Origin of the sequence: Sphingomonas sp. Leaf339 (genome assembly GCF_001426195.1) — a bacterium.
Lineage (GTDB): Bacteria > Pseudomonadota > Alphaproteobacteria > Sphingomonadales > Sphingomonadaceae > Sphingomonas.
The window spans coordinates 168,946-183,199 of record NZ_LMRS01000056.1; the positions used below are offsets into that span (position 1 = coordinate 168,946).

The 14,254-nt window shown below is 67.5% G+C and carries 19 protein-coding genes; 15 read left to right on the plus strand and 4 right to left on the minus strand.

Annotated elements, in window-relative coordinates:
• Window positions 1-13 precede the first annotated feature (13 nt).
• Complete coding sequence (cobS, locus tag ASG67_RS16260) at window positions 14-1,018, minus strand: cobaltochelatase subunit CobS (RefSeq protein ID WP_056532262.1); 1,005 nt, start codon at window positions 1,016-1,018, stop codon at window positions 14-16.
• Between the two features lie 44 nt (window positions 1,019-1,062).
• Window positions 1,063-1,776, minus strand: a complete 714-nt coding sequence (locus ASG67_RS16265; protein WP_056532264.1) for a winged helix-turn-helix transcriptional regulator — start codon at window positions 1,774-1,776, stop codon at window positions 1,063-1,065.
• 63 nt (window positions 1,777-1,839) lie between these two features.
• Between ASG67_RS16265 and ASG67_RS16270 the strand changes: the two genes are divergently transcribed.
• The 6 genes from ASG67_RS16270 to ASG67_RS16300 all read left to right on the plus strand — a co-directional run bounded on the left by ASG67_RS16270 (window position 1,840) and on the right by ASG67_RS16300 (window position 5,662).
• Complete coding sequence (locus ASG67_RS16270) at window positions 1,840-2,274, plus strand: VOC family protein (RefSeq protein WP_056532266.1); 435 nt, start codon at window positions 1,840-1,842, stop codon at window positions 2,272-2,274.
• Between the two features lie 219 nt (window positions 2,275-2,493).
• Window positions 2,494-3,210: a glutathione S-transferase family protein gene (locus tag ASG67_RS16275; RefSeq protein ID WP_056532268.1), complete on the plus strand. Its 717-nt coding sequence runs from the start codon at window positions 2,494-2,496 to the stop codon at window positions 3,208-3,210.
• Window positions 3,207-3,926, plus strand: coding sequence for a DUF1428 domain-containing protein (locus ASG67_RS19905; RefSeq protein WP_082543592.1), 720 nt, complete (start codon window positions 3,207-3,209; stop codon window positions 3,924-3,926). The genes ASG67_RS16275 and ASG67_RS19905 overlap by 4 nt, the downstream gene beginning before the upstream one ends.
• Window positions 3,927-3,939: 13 nt before the next feature.
• Window positions 3,940-4,725 (plus strand): VOC family protein, encoded by a 786-nt coding sequence (locus tag ASG67_RS16290; protein ID WP_056532270.1) that lies wholly within the window; start codon window positions 3,940-3,942, stop codon window positions 4,723-4,725.
• Window positions 4,725-5,210 carry a VOC family protein gene (locus tag ASG67_RS16295; protein WP_200940820.1) on the plus strand — a complete coding sequence of 162 codons (486 nt, stop codon included), beginning with the start codon at window positions 4,725-4,727 and terminating at the stop codon, window positions 5,208-5,210. The genes ASG67_RS16290 and ASG67_RS16295 overlap by 1 nt, the downstream gene beginning before the upstream one ends.
• Entirely contained in the window at window positions 5,207-5,662 is a 456-nt protein-coding gene (locus ASG67_RS16300) for an SRPBCC family protein (RefSeq protein ID WP_056532274.1), read from the plus strand. The genes ASG67_RS16295 and ASG67_RS16300 overlap by 4 nt, the downstream gene beginning before the upstream one ends.
• A gap of 105 nt (window positions 5,663-5,767) precedes the next feature.
• Here ASG67_RS16300 and ASG67_RS16305 read toward each other — a convergent pair whose 3' ends face one another.
• Entirely contained in the window at window positions 5,768-6,376 is a 609-nt protein-coding gene (locus ASG67_RS16305; RefSeq protein ID WP_056532276.1) for a J domain-containing protein, read from the minus strand.
• Between the two features lie 36 nt (window positions 6,377-6,412).
• Between ASG67_RS16305 and ASG67_RS16310 the strand changes: the two genes are divergently transcribed.
• From ASG67_RS16310 to ASG67_RS16325, 4 genes are read left to right on the plus strand one after another with little or no spacing between them, the layout of a single operon-like run.
• A complete protein-coding gene (locus ASG67_RS16310) occupies window positions 6,413-6,697 on the plus strand; it encodes a BolA family protein (protein WP_056532277.1) in 285 nt (94 codons plus the stop codon).
• A 19-nt stretch (window positions 6,698-6,716) separates the two neighbouring features.
• Window positions 6,717-7,424 carry a glutathione S-transferase gene (locus ASG67_RS16315; RefSeq protein WP_056532279.1) on the plus strand — a complete coding sequence of 236 codons (708 nt, stop codon included), beginning with the start codon at window positions 6,717-6,719 and terminating at the stop codon, window positions 7,422-7,424.
• A complete protein-coding gene (locus ASG67_RS16320; protein ID WP_056532281.1) occupies window positions 7,414-7,902 on the plus strand; it encodes an NUDIX hydrolase in 489 nt (162 codons plus the stop codon). The genes ASG67_RS16315 and ASG67_RS16320 overlap by 11 nt, the downstream gene beginning before the upstream one ends.
• Entirely contained in the window at window positions 7,899-8,783 is an 885-nt protein-coding gene (locus ASG67_RS16325; RefSeq protein ID WP_056532283.1) for an alpha/beta fold hydrolase, read from the plus strand. Before ASG67_RS16320 ends, ASG67_RS16325 begins: the two co-directional genes overlap by 4 nt.
• Before the next feature lie 33 nt (window positions 8,784-8,816).
• Here the strand turns inward: ASG67_RS16325 and ASG67_RS16330 are convergent, their stop codons facing one another.
• Complete coding sequence (locus ASG67_RS16330; protein ID WP_056532285.1) at window positions 8,817-9,923, minus strand: DUF2332 domain-containing protein; 1,107 nt, start codon at window positions 9,921-9,923, stop codon at window positions 8,817-8,819.
• Window positions 9,924-9,967: 44 nt separating this feature from the next.
• On the opposite strand from ASG67_RS16330, the gene hisG reads away from it, so the two are divergent.
• From hisG to thiL, 5 genes are all read left to right on the plus strand, one after another.
• Entirely contained in the window at window positions 9,968-10,630 is a 663-nt protein-coding gene (hisG, locus tag ASG67_RS16335) for an ATP phosphoribosyltransferase (protein ID WP_056532287.1), read from the plus strand.
• Window positions 10,627-11,922, plus strand: a complete 1,296-nt coding sequence (gene hisD, locus ASG67_RS16340; RefSeq protein WP_056532289.1) for a histidinol dehydrogenase — start codon at window positions 10,627-10,629, stop codon at window positions 11,920-11,922. Before hisG ends, hisD begins: the two co-directional genes overlap by 4 nt.
• 100 nt (window positions 11,923-12,022) lie before the next feature.
• Complete coding sequence (locus tag ASG67_RS16345) at window positions 12,023-12,739, plus strand: PEPxxWA-CTERM sorting domain-containing protein (RefSeq protein ID WP_056532291.1); 717 nt, start codon at window positions 12,023-12,025, stop codon at window positions 12,737-12,739.
• Window positions 12,740-12,791: 52 nt separating this feature from the next.
• Entirely contained in the window at window positions 12,792-13,247 is a 456-nt protein-coding gene (gene nusB, locus ASG67_RS16350) for a transcription antitermination factor NusB (RefSeq protein WP_056532464.1), read from the plus strand.
• A 34-nt stretch (window positions 13,248-13,281) separates the two neighbouring features.
• Window positions 13,282-14,187, plus strand: a complete 906-nt coding sequence (gene thiL / locus ASG67_RS16355; RefSeq protein ID WP_056532293.1) for a thiamine-phosphate kinase — start codon at window positions 13,282-13,284, stop codon at window positions 14,185-14,187.
• The last annotated feature ends 67 nt before the right edge of the window (window positions 14,188-14,254 follow it).

Consider the following 14,254-nt stretch of genomic DNA (forward strand, 5'->3'; position numbering starts at 1 on the left):
TCCACCTTATGCCTCAAGTCTTGGACGCCACACTCTCCGGCAGATCCTTGCCGAACACGCGCTGGTAATATTCAGCCACCAGCGACCGTTCCGCCTCGTCACACTTGTTCAGGAACGACAACCGGAAGGCGAAGCCGACATCGCCGAAGATCAACGCATTCTGCGCCCAGGTGATGACGGTGCGCGGGCTCATCACGGTCGAGATATCGCCGTTGACGAAGCCCTTGCGCGTCAGGTCGGCGACGCGGACCATCGCGTCCACCGTCTTCTTGCCATCGGGCTTGTCGTATTCGCCCGACTTCGCCAGCACGATCTGCGCCTCGACCGCAGCGGGCAGATAGTTGAGCGTGACGACGATGTTCCACCGGTCCATCTGGCCCTGATTGATCTGCTGCGTGCCGTGATACAGCCCACTAGTATCGCCCAGACCCACCGTGTTGGCGGTCGCGAATAGGCGGAACCACGGCGACGGCCGGATGACGCGGTTCTGGTCGAGCAGGGTCAGCTTGCCCTCCGTTTCCAGCACGCGCTGGATCACGAACATCACGTCGGGGCGGCCGGCGTCATATTCGTCGAACACCAGCGCCGTCGGCGTCTGCAACGCCCAGGGCAACAGACCCTCGCGGAACTCCGTCACCTGTTGCCCGTCACGCAGCACGATCGCATCGCGGCCGACCAGATCGATACGGCTGATATGCGCGTCCAGGTTAATGCGGATGCACGGCCAGTTCAGCCGCGCCGCCACCTGTTCGATATGCGTCGACTTGCCGGTGCCGTGATAGCCCTGCACCATCACCCGCCGGTTGTGCGCGAAACCCGCCAGCACCGCCAGCGTCGTGTCCGCATCGAACACATAGGCCGGATCGAGATCGGGTACGCGCTCGTCCGCCACCGAAAAGGCGGGAACCTGCATGTCGAGATCGATGCCGAACAGATCGCGCACCGACACCATCTTGTCGGGTGCGTCCAGGATCGTCGATTCGCGGCTGTCTGGCTGGGTATTGGGAATGTCGGTCATTGTGCCTCTTTGCGTCCCCAACGCGTTAACGCAAGCGACGGTCCCTACTCAATGTGACCTTCGTTACCGATCTTGGCCGGCAGCGCGAACAGATCGGCGAACCGTTCGGCCAGCGCGCGGTCGCCGGTTATCCGCATCGTCCCTTCCGCCTCCGCCGCCGCGATCGGCCGCTTGACGTAGATCCACACCGCCAGCGTCGTTGGATCGGTGTCGATCGTCACGTCCACGCCCATCGGCTCACCCCGCACGATCGCCAGATCGTCCGCCGTCACCCGCGCCACGAACCGGTCGCTGCCCAGCCGGAAACCGATTGTCGCCCCCGCCAGCGCCCGCGCCTTGTCCCGGTCGACCATCGTCCGGAGCGACAGCATCGCCGACGCTGGCGACAGCGGCAACGTGGGATCATGCGCGGGCGATCGCGTCGCCCAGCGGCCCATCGTCTGCAGCACCGGCTCGATCTCATAGCCCCACGACGTCAGTTCATACACCTGCGCGCCGGCCGGCGGCGACAGCCGGCGCCGGATCAGCATGCCCGCCCGTTCCAGGTTTTCCAGGCGCTGCGTCAGCACATTGGCGCTGACCCCGGTCAGATGCGCCTTGATCTCACCGAACCGCCGCGGCCCGAACATCAATTCGCGCAGCACCAGCAACGACCAGCGTTCGCCGACGAACTCCAGCGCCATCGCAGTGCCGCACGCGTCGTCATACCAGCGGCGCCGACCGCCGGATTCTTCCTTGATTATCTTTTCTGACTTCATGGTTGTTTTTTATAACTTAATCCGTCATGAAAGGCAAACAGTGAGTCGCCAAGGAGATGAGCGATGACGAAAATGATCTTCGTGAACCTGCCCGTCGCGGACGTCGCCGCCTCGACCGCTTTTTACAAGGCGATCGGCATGGAACAGAACATGATGTTCTCGAATGACCAGGCCGCCGCGATGAACTGGTCGGACACGATCCACGTCATGCTGCTGGACCGCCCGTTCTACGCCACCTTCACCAAGAAACGGATCATAGACGCCCGTACCGACAGCGGCGCGCTGTTCGCTTTGTCGTTCGACAACCGCGACGCGGTGGACGCGATCACCCAGGCGGCACTCGCCGCCGGCGGCCGCGAACTGCACGACCCCGAAGACATGGGCTATATGTACAGCCGCGCCTTCGAAGATCCCGATGGCCATGGTTGGGGGCCGTTCTTTATGGATATGGCCGCCGCAGCCGAGGCCATGCCATCCGCCCAACCGACGGCGGCGTGACATGCGCGTGCTGAATCCCTTCGCCACGGGCCTGGCCGCCTTCGCGCTGACCGCCCTCGCCATCCTCAGCCGCGCCAGCCTCACCCGCTCCGCGCCCTTCGTGTGAAGGCAATCCCGCCGCCCGCTTGCAACCGACAGCCGGTTCGGCCTCTATACCGCGTCGTTGGAATGACTGTCATCGCCAGGGGAAATACGAACCAACGATAAAGGAGAGAGAGGATGACCGATCGTCCCGTCATCACCGCGTTCGACTGGGTGCCCGATTTCGCCCGTGGCCAGGTCCGCGACCTGCGCGTCCGCTGGGCGCTCGAGGAAGTCGGTCAACCCTACATCGTCCGTTATCTGGCGCAGGGCGCGCAGAAACAGCCACCCCACCGCACCTGCCAGCCCTTCGGCCAGGTGCCGACATATGAGGCCGGCGACCTCGTCCTCTTCGAATCGGGTGCCATCGTGCTGCACATCGCCGAGGCGCATCCCGGCATCCTGCTCCCCGACGACCCCGCCGCCCGATCGCGCGCGATCGAATGGATGTTCGCGGCGCTCAACACCGTCGAGCCGCCGATCATGGAACACGCCATCGCCACGTTGTCCGAACGCGGCAAGCCATGGTCCGCACCCCGCCTGCCCGCCGTCCGTTTGCGCATCGACGAGCGGCTCGGTGAGCTGGCGCGGCGGCTGGGCGACCGGACATGGCTGGACGGGGATCGCTTCATCGCCGGCGACCTGTTGATGGTCGCGGTGCTGCGCATCGTATCCGGCGACGGCATGCTGGCGCCCCACCCCAACCTTGCCGCCTATGTCGCACGCGGCGAGGCACGACCCGCCTTCGCCCGCGCGATGGCCGATCAACTCGCCGGCTTCACCGGCTCGCCACCACCCGGCTTCGCCGAATGGCTGAAAAGCCAGCAGCTGCAACAGGAAGGAACCGCCGCATGACCTATGTCGAGGGATTCGTCACCGCGGTGCCGACCGCGAACAAACAGGCGTATATCGACCACGCTCATGTCGCCGCGCCGCTGCTGCGCGAATTCGGCGCGATCCGCCTTGTCGAAAACTGGGGCGACGATGTGCCGGACGGCAAGATCAACGATTTCCGCCGTGCCGTCCTGACAAAGGAGGACGAGACCGTCCTGTTTTCATGGATCGAATATCCCGATCGCGCGACCCGCGACGGCGCAATCGAGCGGATGATGACCGACCCGCGCATGAAGGATCTGGCGGTCGAGATCCCGTTCGATGCCAGCCGCATGATCTTCGGCGGTTTCACGGCCGAGGTCGAGGATGGCGCATCAGCCGATACGCAATATGTCGATGGCTTCGTCCTCCCCGTCCCACCGGGTCGCAAGGACGCCTATTTCGACATGGCCCGCCGCGCCTCCGCCGTCTTCCGCGATCACGGCGCCACCCGCGTCGTGGAGGCATGGGGCGACGACGTGCCGCTCGGCAAGGTCACCGATTTCGCCACCGCCGCCCATGCTCGCGATGACGAGGTCGTCGTCTATGCCTGGGTCGAATGGCCGTCGAAAGCGGTGCGCGACGCCGGCATGGCGGCGGTGATGACGGACGACCGAATGCAGACACCCCCCGCCGACATGCCGTTCGACGGCCAGCGCATGATCTATGGCGGCTTCGCCACCATCCTCGAGGTATAAAGGGAAAAGGCACATGACCACGCCCGCAGGAACCCCTGTCTGGTTCGAACTGAACACCCCCGATGTGGCCGCCGCGCAAGACTTTTATGCCGCCGTCACCGGCTGGACCGTCGCAGCCTCGCCGATGCCGGAACATGGCGGCTATCTGATCGCCACCGCCCCCGATGGCGACGCGATCGCCGGCATGATGACCCCGCCGCCCGGCGCCCCCGCAATGCCTGGCTGGGCAACCTATTTCGCCAGCGACGACGTCGACGCCACCGTCGCGGCGACGAAGGAACGGGGCGGCGCGCTGCGATTCGGACCGATGGACATTCCGCATATCGGCCGCTTCGCCATCCTCGCCGATCCGCAGGGCGTCACGTTCGTCGTGATGAAGGGCGACAGCCCGGAACCCGCGACCGCGTTCAAACAGGCCCCGAACCAGTTCGGCCACGGCGTCTGGATCGAACTCGCCACGCCTGATCCCGACGCCGCGATCGAATTCTACGGATCGCTGTTCGGCTGGGGGAAACAGGGTGCGATAGCGATGGGCGAGATGGGCGAGTACACCTTCATCGGCCGCGACGGCGAAGCGCCGCCGGGCGCCGTCATGTCGAGCGCGACCACCGGTGCACCGGCGCGCTGGAACAGCTATATCCTCGTCCCCGATATCGACACCGCCATCGCCACTGCGACGGGCAAGGGCGGCACGTTGATCCAGGGACCGGACCCGATTCCCGGCGGCGATTATTCCGCCAACATCACCGATCCGCACGGATCGCAACTCGGGCTGGTCGGCTCGCGAAAGGCGGCGTGATGGCCCGCATCACCCCCTGCCTGTGGTTCGATGGCGATGCGGAGGCGGCCGCGACCTTTTATGCCGCCACCTTTCCCGACAGTCGCATCGACGCCGTCCACCGCGCCCCCGGCGATTATCCCGCCGGCAAGCAGGGCGACGTGCTGACGGTCGAATTCACCGTCCTCGGCCTGTCGTTCCTTGGCCTGAACGCCGGCCCGCATTTCCGCTTCAACGAAGCGGTGTCGTTCCAGGTGCACACCAACGATCAGGCCGAAACCGATCGCTATTGGCACGCCATCGTCGACAATGGCGGCAGCGCGAGCCAGTGCAGCTGGTGCAAGGATCGCTGGGGCCTGTCGTGGCAGATTGTCCCCCGCGCCCTCACCGCCGCCCTCGCCGATCCCGATCGCGCCGCCGCGTCCCGCGCCTTCACCGCGATGATGACCATGACCAAGATCGACGTCGCCGCGATCGAGGCCGCCCGTCACGGAGAACCCGCATGACCGACACCTACGACCTGTCGATCACCCGCCTGATCGACGCCCCCGTCGACGCCGTCTGGCGCGCCTGGACCGAACACACCGCCGACTGGTTCTGCCCGCGGCCGTGGACGGCGAAGTTTCACGTCATGGACCTGCGACCCGGCGGCCGGTCATCGATCACGATGAGCGGCCCGAACGGCGAGCAGAACGATCTGGAGGGCGTCTATCTAGAGGTAATTCCCCACCGCCTGATCGTCTCCACCGACGCATTCCGCACCGGCTGGCATCCGCAAGGCCCCTTCATGGTCCGCGTTGACGAGTTCGCCGACGAAGCCGGCCAGACCCGCTACACCGCCACCGCCCGCCACTGGACCGCCGAGGCCCGCGACAACCACGCCGCGATGGGCTTCGACGCCGGCTGGAACGCCGCGACCGATCAGTTGGAGGAGGTGGCCAGGCGGCTGGCGAGTTGACGCGCCCGCATGTTCCTCGGCGAAGGCCGGGGTCCAGTTGGGAAGGCCGTCGCAATATATCACAGCCGTTCACCCAACTGGACCCCGGCCTTCGCCGGGGAACAGCTATGCAAACGCCGGCGCCTGCCGCAACTGTTGATACGCATCGATCACCCCGCGCAGTGCCGCCTCGTGGCTCCGGTCACCACCGTTGCGATCGGGATGAAATTTCCGCACCAGCTCCGAATAGCGTTTCCGCAATGCCGCCCGGTCCGCGCTCGCCGGCAATCCCAGCACCTTCAGGCTGGCGCGATCCTGACCCGAGAGCGGCTTGCCATCGGTTCGTTCCGGCGCGACCTCGCGCCGGAACCGGGCGCCGATCGCGTCGAGCGGATCGGAATAATCCGACCAGCGCGGCCCCTGATCCCCCGCGCCCGCCCGCGCGAAGGCGCGCGTCTCACGCTCCCACCCGGCCAGCGGTCGTTGCGCGTCATGGATTTCGTCAGCGGTCATCCCGTCGAAGAAATTATACCGGCTGTTGAATGCACGGACATGCTCCAGGCACATCCAGCGGAACTGCGGCGGCCCGCCGCCGTCGCCCGCACCCTCCAGCGGCGGCGCGCGGAATTCGCCCGGCTCCGGGCAGCCCTCCACCGCGCACGGCCGGCCGTTCGCCTCGACGCGGCCATGGAACCGCGCCGCCGGGCGTTCCTTCCTGTCACTGCTACCGGCCACATCGCCCCTTCGTGCAAAAGCGGCTATATAGGCGTGATGACCGATACCGCCACCGAACCGCTCGACGTAACCATCGCGCATCGCCTGCAAACCGCCCTGGCGCCCTCACATCTCGCCGTGTCGAACGACAGCGCGCAGCATCGCGGCCATATGGGCGACGACGGCACCGGTGAGACGCATTTCAGCGTCGATGTCGTCAGCAACGCCTTTGCCGGCCTGAATCGCGTCGCCCGGCAAAGACTGGTGAACAACGCGCTCGCCGATCTGTTGAGCACGCGCATTCACGCACTGGCGATGCGCACCCGCGCGCCGGGCGAATAGCAAGCGGGGGGATCGATCGATGGCCTATGACCTGTGGTACTGGCCATCACTACCCGGTCGTGGCGAGTTCGTCCGGCTGGCGATGGAGGCGGCCGGCGTCGAGTATGACGACTGCGCCCGCCGGCTGGGCGCGGAGGCGATGGTCGCCGACATGGCGGCACGCAACCCGCGCCCGCCCTTTGCGCCGCCCTATCTCGCCAGCGACGGGCTGGTGATCGCCCAGACCGCCAATATCCTGATGTTCCTGGGCGAGCGCCACGGCATAGGCCCATCGACGATGGCCGAACGCCTGTGGCTGAACCAGATCCAGTTGACGATCAGCGACCTCGTGGCCGAAATCCACAACGTCCACCACCCGGTCGATCCCGGCGCCTATTACGCGGAACAGCACCGCGAAGCCGCGCGTGCCGCCGATCAATTCCGCACCGAGCGACTGCCGAAATTCCTCATTCATTTCGAACAGTCGATCCGGGCCAATACCGGCGACTGGATGGTCGATCACCGCTGGACCTATGCCGACACCTCGCTGTTCCAGCTGGTCGAGGGGCTGCGCTACATGTTCTCCCGCCGCATGAAGTCGCTGGAGCCGGATTACCCCGAGGTGATCCGTATCCACGATCAGGTCGCCACCCTGCCCGGCATCCGCGCCTATTTGAAGAGCGACCGCCGCCTGCCTTTCAATGAAGACGGCATCTTCCGCCATTATCCGGAACTCGATGACGACTGATCCCGCCCCCCGCGCATCCCGCCCCGCCGCCCGCATTCTGCTGGTTGATGCCGCCGGCCGCGTGCTGCTGTTCCGCTTCACCCCCGCCGATCGACCGCCCTTCTGGGTGACACCGGGCGGCGCGGTCGATCCGGGCGAGAGCTATGCCGCCGCCGCCCGTCGCGAATTGATGGAGGAAGTCGGCCTCGACCGCGATTGCGGCCCCGAGGTCGCGCGCCGCGTCGTCGATTTCCTGACGCTGGAGGGCGTGGAGGTCACCGCCGACGAACGTTTCTACCGCGTCGCGATCGATGCCTGCGACGTCGTCACCACCGGCCACACGCCGCTCGAACAACGCGTCATGACAACCTGGCACTGGTTCACCCGCACCGAGATCGCCGCCCATCCCGAACCGATCTTCCCCATCGACCTGATCGCGATGCTGGCGGCGACCGACGACTTGCCCGCCACCGCACAGGCGCGCAGTCTGCCGGCATGACCGACGCCTCCCTCTCCCGCCTGACGCTGTCCACCGGCGTCGAACTCGACGCACAGATCGCGGGGCCGGAGGATGCGCCCGCCGTCATCCTGCTCCACGGCTTTCCCGAATCGCATCGGACCTGGCGACACATCGTCCCCGATCTCGCCCGCGACCACCGCGTCGTCGCCCCGGACCAGCGCGGCTATGCCCGTTCGTCCAAGCCCGACGGCGTCGCCGCCTATGCCCCCGATCGCATCGTCGCCGATCTGCTGGCGCTCGCGGATGCACTCGGCATCGATCGCTTCACGCTGGTCGGTCACGACTGGGGCGGCGCAATCGCGTGGATGGCGGCGCTCAGCCATCCCGACCGGATCGAACGGCTGGTCATCGTCAACGCTCCTCACCCGCTCGTCTTCCAGCGTTCGCTGTTCGACGACCCGGCTCAACGCGCCGCCAGCCAATATATCACCCGGTTCCGCGACACGGGCCTCGACCGCGGTCTGATCGGCGAAGGGCTCGAACGTTTCTTCACCAGCAATTTCGCCGCCCATGTCACCACCGCCATCGCCGGTGCGGACAAGGCTGCCTATCTCGACGAATGGGGTCAGCCAGGTGCGATGACCGCGATGCTAAACTGGTATCGCGCCTCGCCGATCATCGTCCCCGCGCAGGACGAAGCACCACCCCGCCCCGCCTTCCTCAACGCCCCCTTCCCCCCGGTCACGCAACCGACGCTGGTAATCTGGGGCACGCAGGACAAGGCGCTGTTGCCGGTGCAACTGGAGGGGCTCGATACGCTGGTCCCGAACCTGACGATCGAGCGCGTCGATGCCGGCCATTTCGTGCCGTGGCAGAATCCCGATGCGGTGATCGCGGCGATACGGAGATGGGGCGTATAGGAACGCACTTCCTGACCGCCTCACCCTTCCCGCCTACCGCCCCGCCGGATCGTACGGCCCGCGCATCATCACATAATCCCGCGTCTCGTACGGCGGCGCCAGCCCCTCCACCCACGCGCCATGCGCATGGGTCAGCGCCACCAGCTCCATCGGCGTATCGCCCGGCCAGCCGCGCACCCGTACCTCATGCCGGTGAAGATCGCGGTTCGGCTCCATCATCACCCATCCCAGCGGTCGCGCCGCCGTCGCCCGCGCACCCGCCGCCGCCATCGCATCCCTGATCCGCGCGCGGCGTTCGTTGCCCAGATACTGCCACACCACCGAATGCATCAGTACGCGGGTAACGCCCGCCTCCTGTGGCTCGGCCAGCCGCGCTTCGATCCAGTCCGCCGCGTCGCCCCGGTCCAGCGCCACGCCATCCGCGCGGATCATCGCGACCGTCGCCGCCAGCCGCGCCTGCCGCTCCACCGCATCGACCCACACATACGCCGCCAGCCGCTCCGCTGCCGCCGGATCGCGCACATCGACCGGCGCCACATCGACGCCGCGCGTGCTCACGATCTCGATCGGCACGGCGGGCGGCGGTGGCCCGCGCCAGTCCGGCCGGATCGTTACCGCCGCCCCTGCCGGCCCGGCCACCACCCCGCCCAGATCGAAGCGAAAGCGATCGACCAGCAGGTTCAATCCGGCGCTCGACCCGATCTCCAGCACTTCGATCCGCGGTCCGAACCGCGCCGCCAGATGCAGCATCCCGGTCATCAGCCCCGCCGACCGCGCCGCCTCGTTCGTCTGCGGCGGCCCGTCCAGCCACGGCAGCAACGCCGCGTCATGCCGCCGCATCACATCCTGCAACACCAGCCGCACCAGCGGTTCCGCCACCGTGTCGCCCGCGAACACCGCCGACAGCGCCGGGTACACCCCCGCCCGGTGAAGCGCATGCAGCCCACCGACCAGCCGCAGCGCCAGCGCATCCGCCACTGGCTCGCCCGCCCAGTCCAGCACCCGCCGCCCGGTCGCGCTCCGTCGATCGATCGCCTCTACCAGCGCGGTGCAGACCCGCGCGGTCACCGGCGCACCCATCGCCGCGCAATATCCCGCCTGAACCCCGAACGCCGCGCGATTTGCTGACCCGTTTGTCATCGCGCTTCATTGCGCCTGCCGGGGGCCGTCGGTAAAGCCCGCCCATGCCGCAACCGCTCATCATCGCCGTTCCCAAGGGCCGCATCCTGGCAGAAGCCCTGCCGCTGCTCGCCGCCGCCGGCATCCACCCGGAAGCGTCCTTCGCCGACGAGGACAGCCGCGCGCTGCGTTTCGCCACCGACGTGCCCGGTATCGATCTGATCCGCGTCCGTGCGTTCGACGTCGCCACCTTCGTCGCGCACGGCGCCGCGCAGCTCGGCATCGTCGGGTCCGACGTGCTGGCCGAGTTCGATTATTCCGAACTCTACGCCCCCGTCGATCTCGGCATCGGTCATTGCCGGCTGTCGGTCGCCGAACCCGTCGCGCTGGCGGCGGGCGACGATCCGCGCGGCTGGAGCCATGTCCGCGTCGCCACCAAATATCCGCACGTCACCCAGGCCCATTTCGCGCGCCGCGGTGTGCAGGCGGAATGCGTGAAGCTGAACGGCGCGATGGAGCTCGCCCCCACGCTCGGCCTCGCCCCGCGCATCGTCGATCTCGTGTCGTCGGGCCGCACGCTGAAAGAAAACGGGCTGGTCGAGGTCGAACGCATCATGGACGTCACCAGCCGCCTCGTCGTCAACCGCGCCGCGATGAAGACCCGCGCCGACGTGGTCCCCCTGGTCGAGGCATTCCGCCGCGCCGTCGCCGGCAGCATCGCGGCATGATCCGCCTGAACGCCGCCGACGCCGGCTTCGCCACCGCCTTCACCGCGCTGGTCGAGGATCGCCGCGAATCCTCCGCCGATGTCGCCCGCGACGTCACCGCGATCATCGCCGACGTCCGCACGCGCGGCGCCGATGCGGTGCGCGACCTGACGCTGCGGCTCGATCGCCACGATCTGGACGCCACCGGCTGGCGCATCGACGCGAGCGTCTGTGCCGACGCCTATGCCGCGCTGGAACCGGAACTGCGCGCCGCGCTCGATCTCGCCGCTGCCCGCATCCGCGCCTATCACGAGCGACAGAAGCCCGCAGACACCGATTATATCGATCCCGTCGGCGTCCGCCTCGGCGCGCGCTGGCGACCGGTCGATGCGGCGGGGCTGTACGTGCCCGGCGGTCGCGCAGCCTATCCGTCGTCGCTGCTGATGAACGCGATCCCCGCCAAGGTCGCGGGCGTCGGTCGTCTCGCGATGGTCACGCCGACGCCCGATGGCCAGATCAACCCCCTGGTTCTCGCCGCCGCGCATCTCGCCGGGGTGGACGAGATCTGGCGCATCGGTGGCGCGCAGGGCGTCGCCGCGCTCGCTTATGGCGCGGGCGACATCGCCCCCGTCGATGTCATCACCGGCCCCGGCAACGCCTGGGTCGCAGAGGCCAAGCGCCAGCTCTACGGCGTTGTCGGCATCGACATGGTCGCCGGCCCGTCGGAAATCGTCGTCGTCGCCGATGCGCTGAACGACCCCGAATGGACCGCCGCCGACCTGCTCAGCCAGGCCGAACACGACGTGACGACCCAGTCGATCCTCTTCACCGACGACAGCGCCTATGCCGATGCCGTCGCGGCCGCCGTCGATCGCCAGCTCGGCACGCTCGCCACCGGCGCCGTCGCGCGTCAGGCATGGGACGCCAATGGCGCGATCATCGTCGTCGCCACGCTGGCCGATGCGATGCCGCTGATCGATCGCCTCGCGCCCGAACATCTGCAACTGGCGGTGGACGAGCCACAGACCCTGTTCGACCGGGTCCGCCATGCCGGCAGCGTGTTCCTGGGCCGTCACACGCCCGAAGCGATCGGCGATTACGTCGCCGGCCCCAACCACGTCCTCCCCACCGGCCGCCGCGCCCGCTTCGCCAGCGGCCTGTCCGTCCTCGACTTCATGAAGCGCACCAGCTTCCTGGGTCTCGACGAAACCGCGCTTGCCGAACTGGGCCCGGCAACAGTCAAACTGGCGGAGGCGGAAGGGTTGCCGGCCCATGCCCGCTCGGTGGCGCTGCGCCTGCGGATGAACAGATAATAGCGGGCAACTACCCACTCACCATCGAATGTTAGGATAATCGCGCTTTGCCGTCCGACGGACCGACGGTATTTCTCCCGCGAAAAAGGGAGGATATGCCATGATAAAGCCGGGTATTGCCGCCGCCGCATTCACCACTGTTGTTTTGCTGGCCTCTCCAGCGACCGCCGCCACGGCACTCTATGGCTTTACCGGGTCCAGCGTGAGCGGATCGTTCGAAATAACATACGTCCCGAACCCGAATACCGGCACGCTTGGGACATCGCCCAATACCGTCGATCCGGTCGGCTCGTACATCGTATCGAACATCACCGGGACGTTCTCCAACGCCACCCTCGGCATCAGCAATGCCGCGATCACCGGAATCGTGCCGAGCAGCCCTGCCGCGCCGGATTTGACGAACCTCCTCGCACCGCGCAGCTTCGGCTTCTATCCGATCGTGAATGGCCCCCCGCGACCGGACGGTACACCGGCAACGGGCCTGTCCTATGACAATCTCTATTACCCGGGCGGATCGCCCAAGGCATCGAGCGACTATCCGTTCTTCGGCGGCGTCTTCGACATTTACGGCATCGTTTTCACTATCGCGACCGACAAGGGCACCCGGGCGGTCAACTTCTGGAGCAATGGCACGATCGGCGGCGGCACCACTTATGGCGCGGCGGTCACGGACGGGCAGGACGTGCTCGATTACGCCGGCGACATATCCGTCACCGCCGTTCCCGAACCGGCGACATGGGCGATGATGCTCGTCGGCTTCGGCATGATCGGCGGCTATGCACGGTATCGGCGGCGGCGCATCGTATTCGGCGCCTGAGCGAAACCCGTCGGGGCTGACACACGCGCCCTATCCGCCTACAGGCAGCGCCATGTCCCGTACCTCTGCCCGTACCAAGGCGCGCGCCGCCGCTCGCCTCGCCGCCGTCCAGGCGCTCTATCAGCACGAGATGGAGGGGACGGCGATCCCCTCGCTCCTGCATGAATTCCACAATCACCGGATCGGCGCGACGATCGAGGAGGTCGAATATGCCGAGGCGGACGTCGATTTCTTCGACGATCTGGTGAAGGGCGCCACCACCCGCGGTGGTGAGATCGATCTGTTGATCGAGGGCAAGCTGGCCAGCGGTTGGACGCTTGCTCGGCTCGACAAGCCGATGAAGGCGATCCTGCGCGCCGGCACCTACGAACTGCTCGCCCGTCCCGACGTGCCGATGCCCGCGGTCATCAGCGAATATGTCGATGTCGCCCACGCCTTTTACGACCGCCGCGAATCGGGCTTCGTCAACGGCCTGCTCGACGCTATCGCCAAGGACGCGCGCGCCTGACATCGGGACCGCGACGGGCGCCAGGGGGAATGCGTTGACCGAAGCCGAATTCATCGTCGCCCTGCGTGGCCTGCCGCTTCATGCCGGCGCGCGCGGCCTGCTCGATGATGCCGCCGTCGTCGGCGGCCTGGTGATGACCACCGATACGCTGGTCGAGGGTGTCCACTTCGTCGATCGCGATCCACCCGCCGATGTCGCGTGGAAACTCGTCGCGGTCAGCCTGTCCGATCTCGCCGCCAAGGGCGCGGTGCCAGAGGGTGTGCTGCTCAACCTGCCGCTGTCGCATGACGGCTGGGACGCCGCCTTCCTGACCGGCTTGGCCCAGGTGATGGCGGCTTTCGCGGTGCCGCTGATCGGTGGCGACACCGTCTCGCTGCCCGCCGGCGCCCCGCGCGTGCTCAGTTGCACCGCGATCGGCCGCGATGGTGCCGCCCCCAGCCGCACCGGGGCGCAAGCCGGCGACGCACTGTGGGTGACGGGCGTGATCGGTGACGCCGGCGCCGGCCTCGGCATCGCGCTCGGTGCCCCCGGACCGGCGACGCTGCTCGCCGCCTATCGCCGCCCGCAGCCGCGGCTGGCGGAGGGACGGGCGCTCGCCCCCCATGTCCATGCGATGAGCGACGTGTCGGACGGCCTGCTGATCGACGCAGCGCGGATGGCGGCGGCGAGCGATCTGGCCGTCACCATCGACATCGCCACCATCCCGCTGTCGCGCGCCTATCGCGATCAGGCGGGGGCAGAGCGGCGCGGCCGGCTGGCGGCGGCGACGTCGGGCGATGATTACGAACTACTGTTCGCGGCGCCGCCCGCGTGGCTTCCGCCAGTCCCCGCCACCCGCATCGGCGTCTTTACCGCCGGGCGCGGCGTGACGCTGGTCGACGATGGCGAAGCGGTCGCCCTGCCCGCCCGCCTCGGTTGGGAACACGCGCCGACCACCTGAGGGGCCGCCTAACGGGTTGCACGCGCGTCCGAAACCGATAGGCTCCCTCCAACTGACGGTATCGCCC

What these genes read in the sequence shown, in the direction of transcription:
- ASG67_RS16310 (WP_056532277.1), top strand. Translation starts at nt 6,413, where the DNA reads ATGACCGATACCGCCACCGAACCGCTCGACGTAACCATCGCGCATCGC.
- ASG67_RS16325 (WP_056532283.1), top strand. Translation starts at nt 7,899, where the DNA reads ATGACCGACGCCTCCCTCTCCCGCCTGACGCTGTCCACCGGCGTCGAA.
- hisG (WP_056532287.1), top strand. Translation starts at nt 9,968, where the DNA reads ATGCCGCAACCGCTCATCATCGCCGTTCCCAAGGGCCGCATCCTGGCA.
- ASG67_RS16290 (WP_056532270.1), top strand. Translation starts at nt 3,940, where the DNA reads ATGACCACGCCCGCAGGAACCCCTGTCTGGTTCGAACTGAACACCCCC.
- ASG67_RS16275 (WP_056532268.1), top strand. Translation starts at nt 2,494, where the DNA reads ATGACCGATCGTCCCGTCATCACCGCGTTCGACTGGGTGCCCGATTTC.
- cobS (WP_056532262.1), bottom strand. Translation starts at nt 1,018, where the DNA reads ATGACCGACATTCCCAATACCCAGCCAGACAGCCGCGAATCGACGATC.
- ASG67_RS16300 (WP_056532274.1), top strand. Translation starts at nt 5,207, where the DNA reads ATGACCGACACCTACGACCTGTCGATCACCCGCCTGATCGACGCCCCC.
- ASG67_RS19905 (WP_082543592.1), top strand. Translation starts at nt 3,207, where the DNA reads ATGACCTATGTCGAGGGATTCGTCACCGCGGTGCCGACCGCGAACAAA.
- ASG67_RS16320 (WP_056532281.1), top strand. Translation starts at nt 7,414, where the DNA reads ATGACGACTGATCCCGCCCCCCGCGCATCCCGCCCCGCCGCCCGCATT.
- ASG67_RS16330 (WP_056532285.1), bottom strand. Translation starts at nt 9,923, where the DNA reads ATGACAAACGGGTCAGCAAATCGCGCGGCGTTCGGGGTTCAGGCGGGA.
- hisD (WP_056532289.1), top strand. Translation starts at nt 10,627, where the DNA reads ATGATCCGCCTGAACGCCGCCGACGCCGGCTTCGCCACCGCCTTCACC.
- ASG67_RS16270 (WP_056532266.1), top strand. Translation starts at nt 1,840, where the DNA reads ATGACGAAAATGATCTTCGTGAACCTGCCCGTCGCGGACGTCGCCGCC.
- nusB (WP_056532464.1), top strand. Translation starts at nt 12,792, where the DNA reads ATGTCCCGTACCTCTGCCCGTACCAAGGCGCGCGCCGCCGCTCGCCTC.
- ASG67_RS16345 (WP_056532291.1), top strand. Translation starts at nt 12,023, where the DNA reads ATGATAAAGCCGGGTATTGCCGCCGCCGCATTCACCACTGTTGTTTTG.
- ASG67_RS16265 (WP_056532264.1), bottom strand. Translation starts at nt 1,776, where the DNA reads ATGAAGTCAGAAAAGATAATCAAGGAAGAATCCGGCGGTCGGCGCCGC.
- ASG67_RS16295 (WP_200940820.1), top strand. Translation starts at nt 4,725, where the DNA reads ATGGCCCGCATCACCCCCTGCCTGTGGTTCGATGGCGATGCGGAGGCG.
- ASG67_RS16315 (WP_056532279.1), top strand. Translation starts at nt 6,717, where the DNA reads ATGGCCTATGACCTGTGGTACTGGCCATCACTACCCGGTCGTGGCGAG.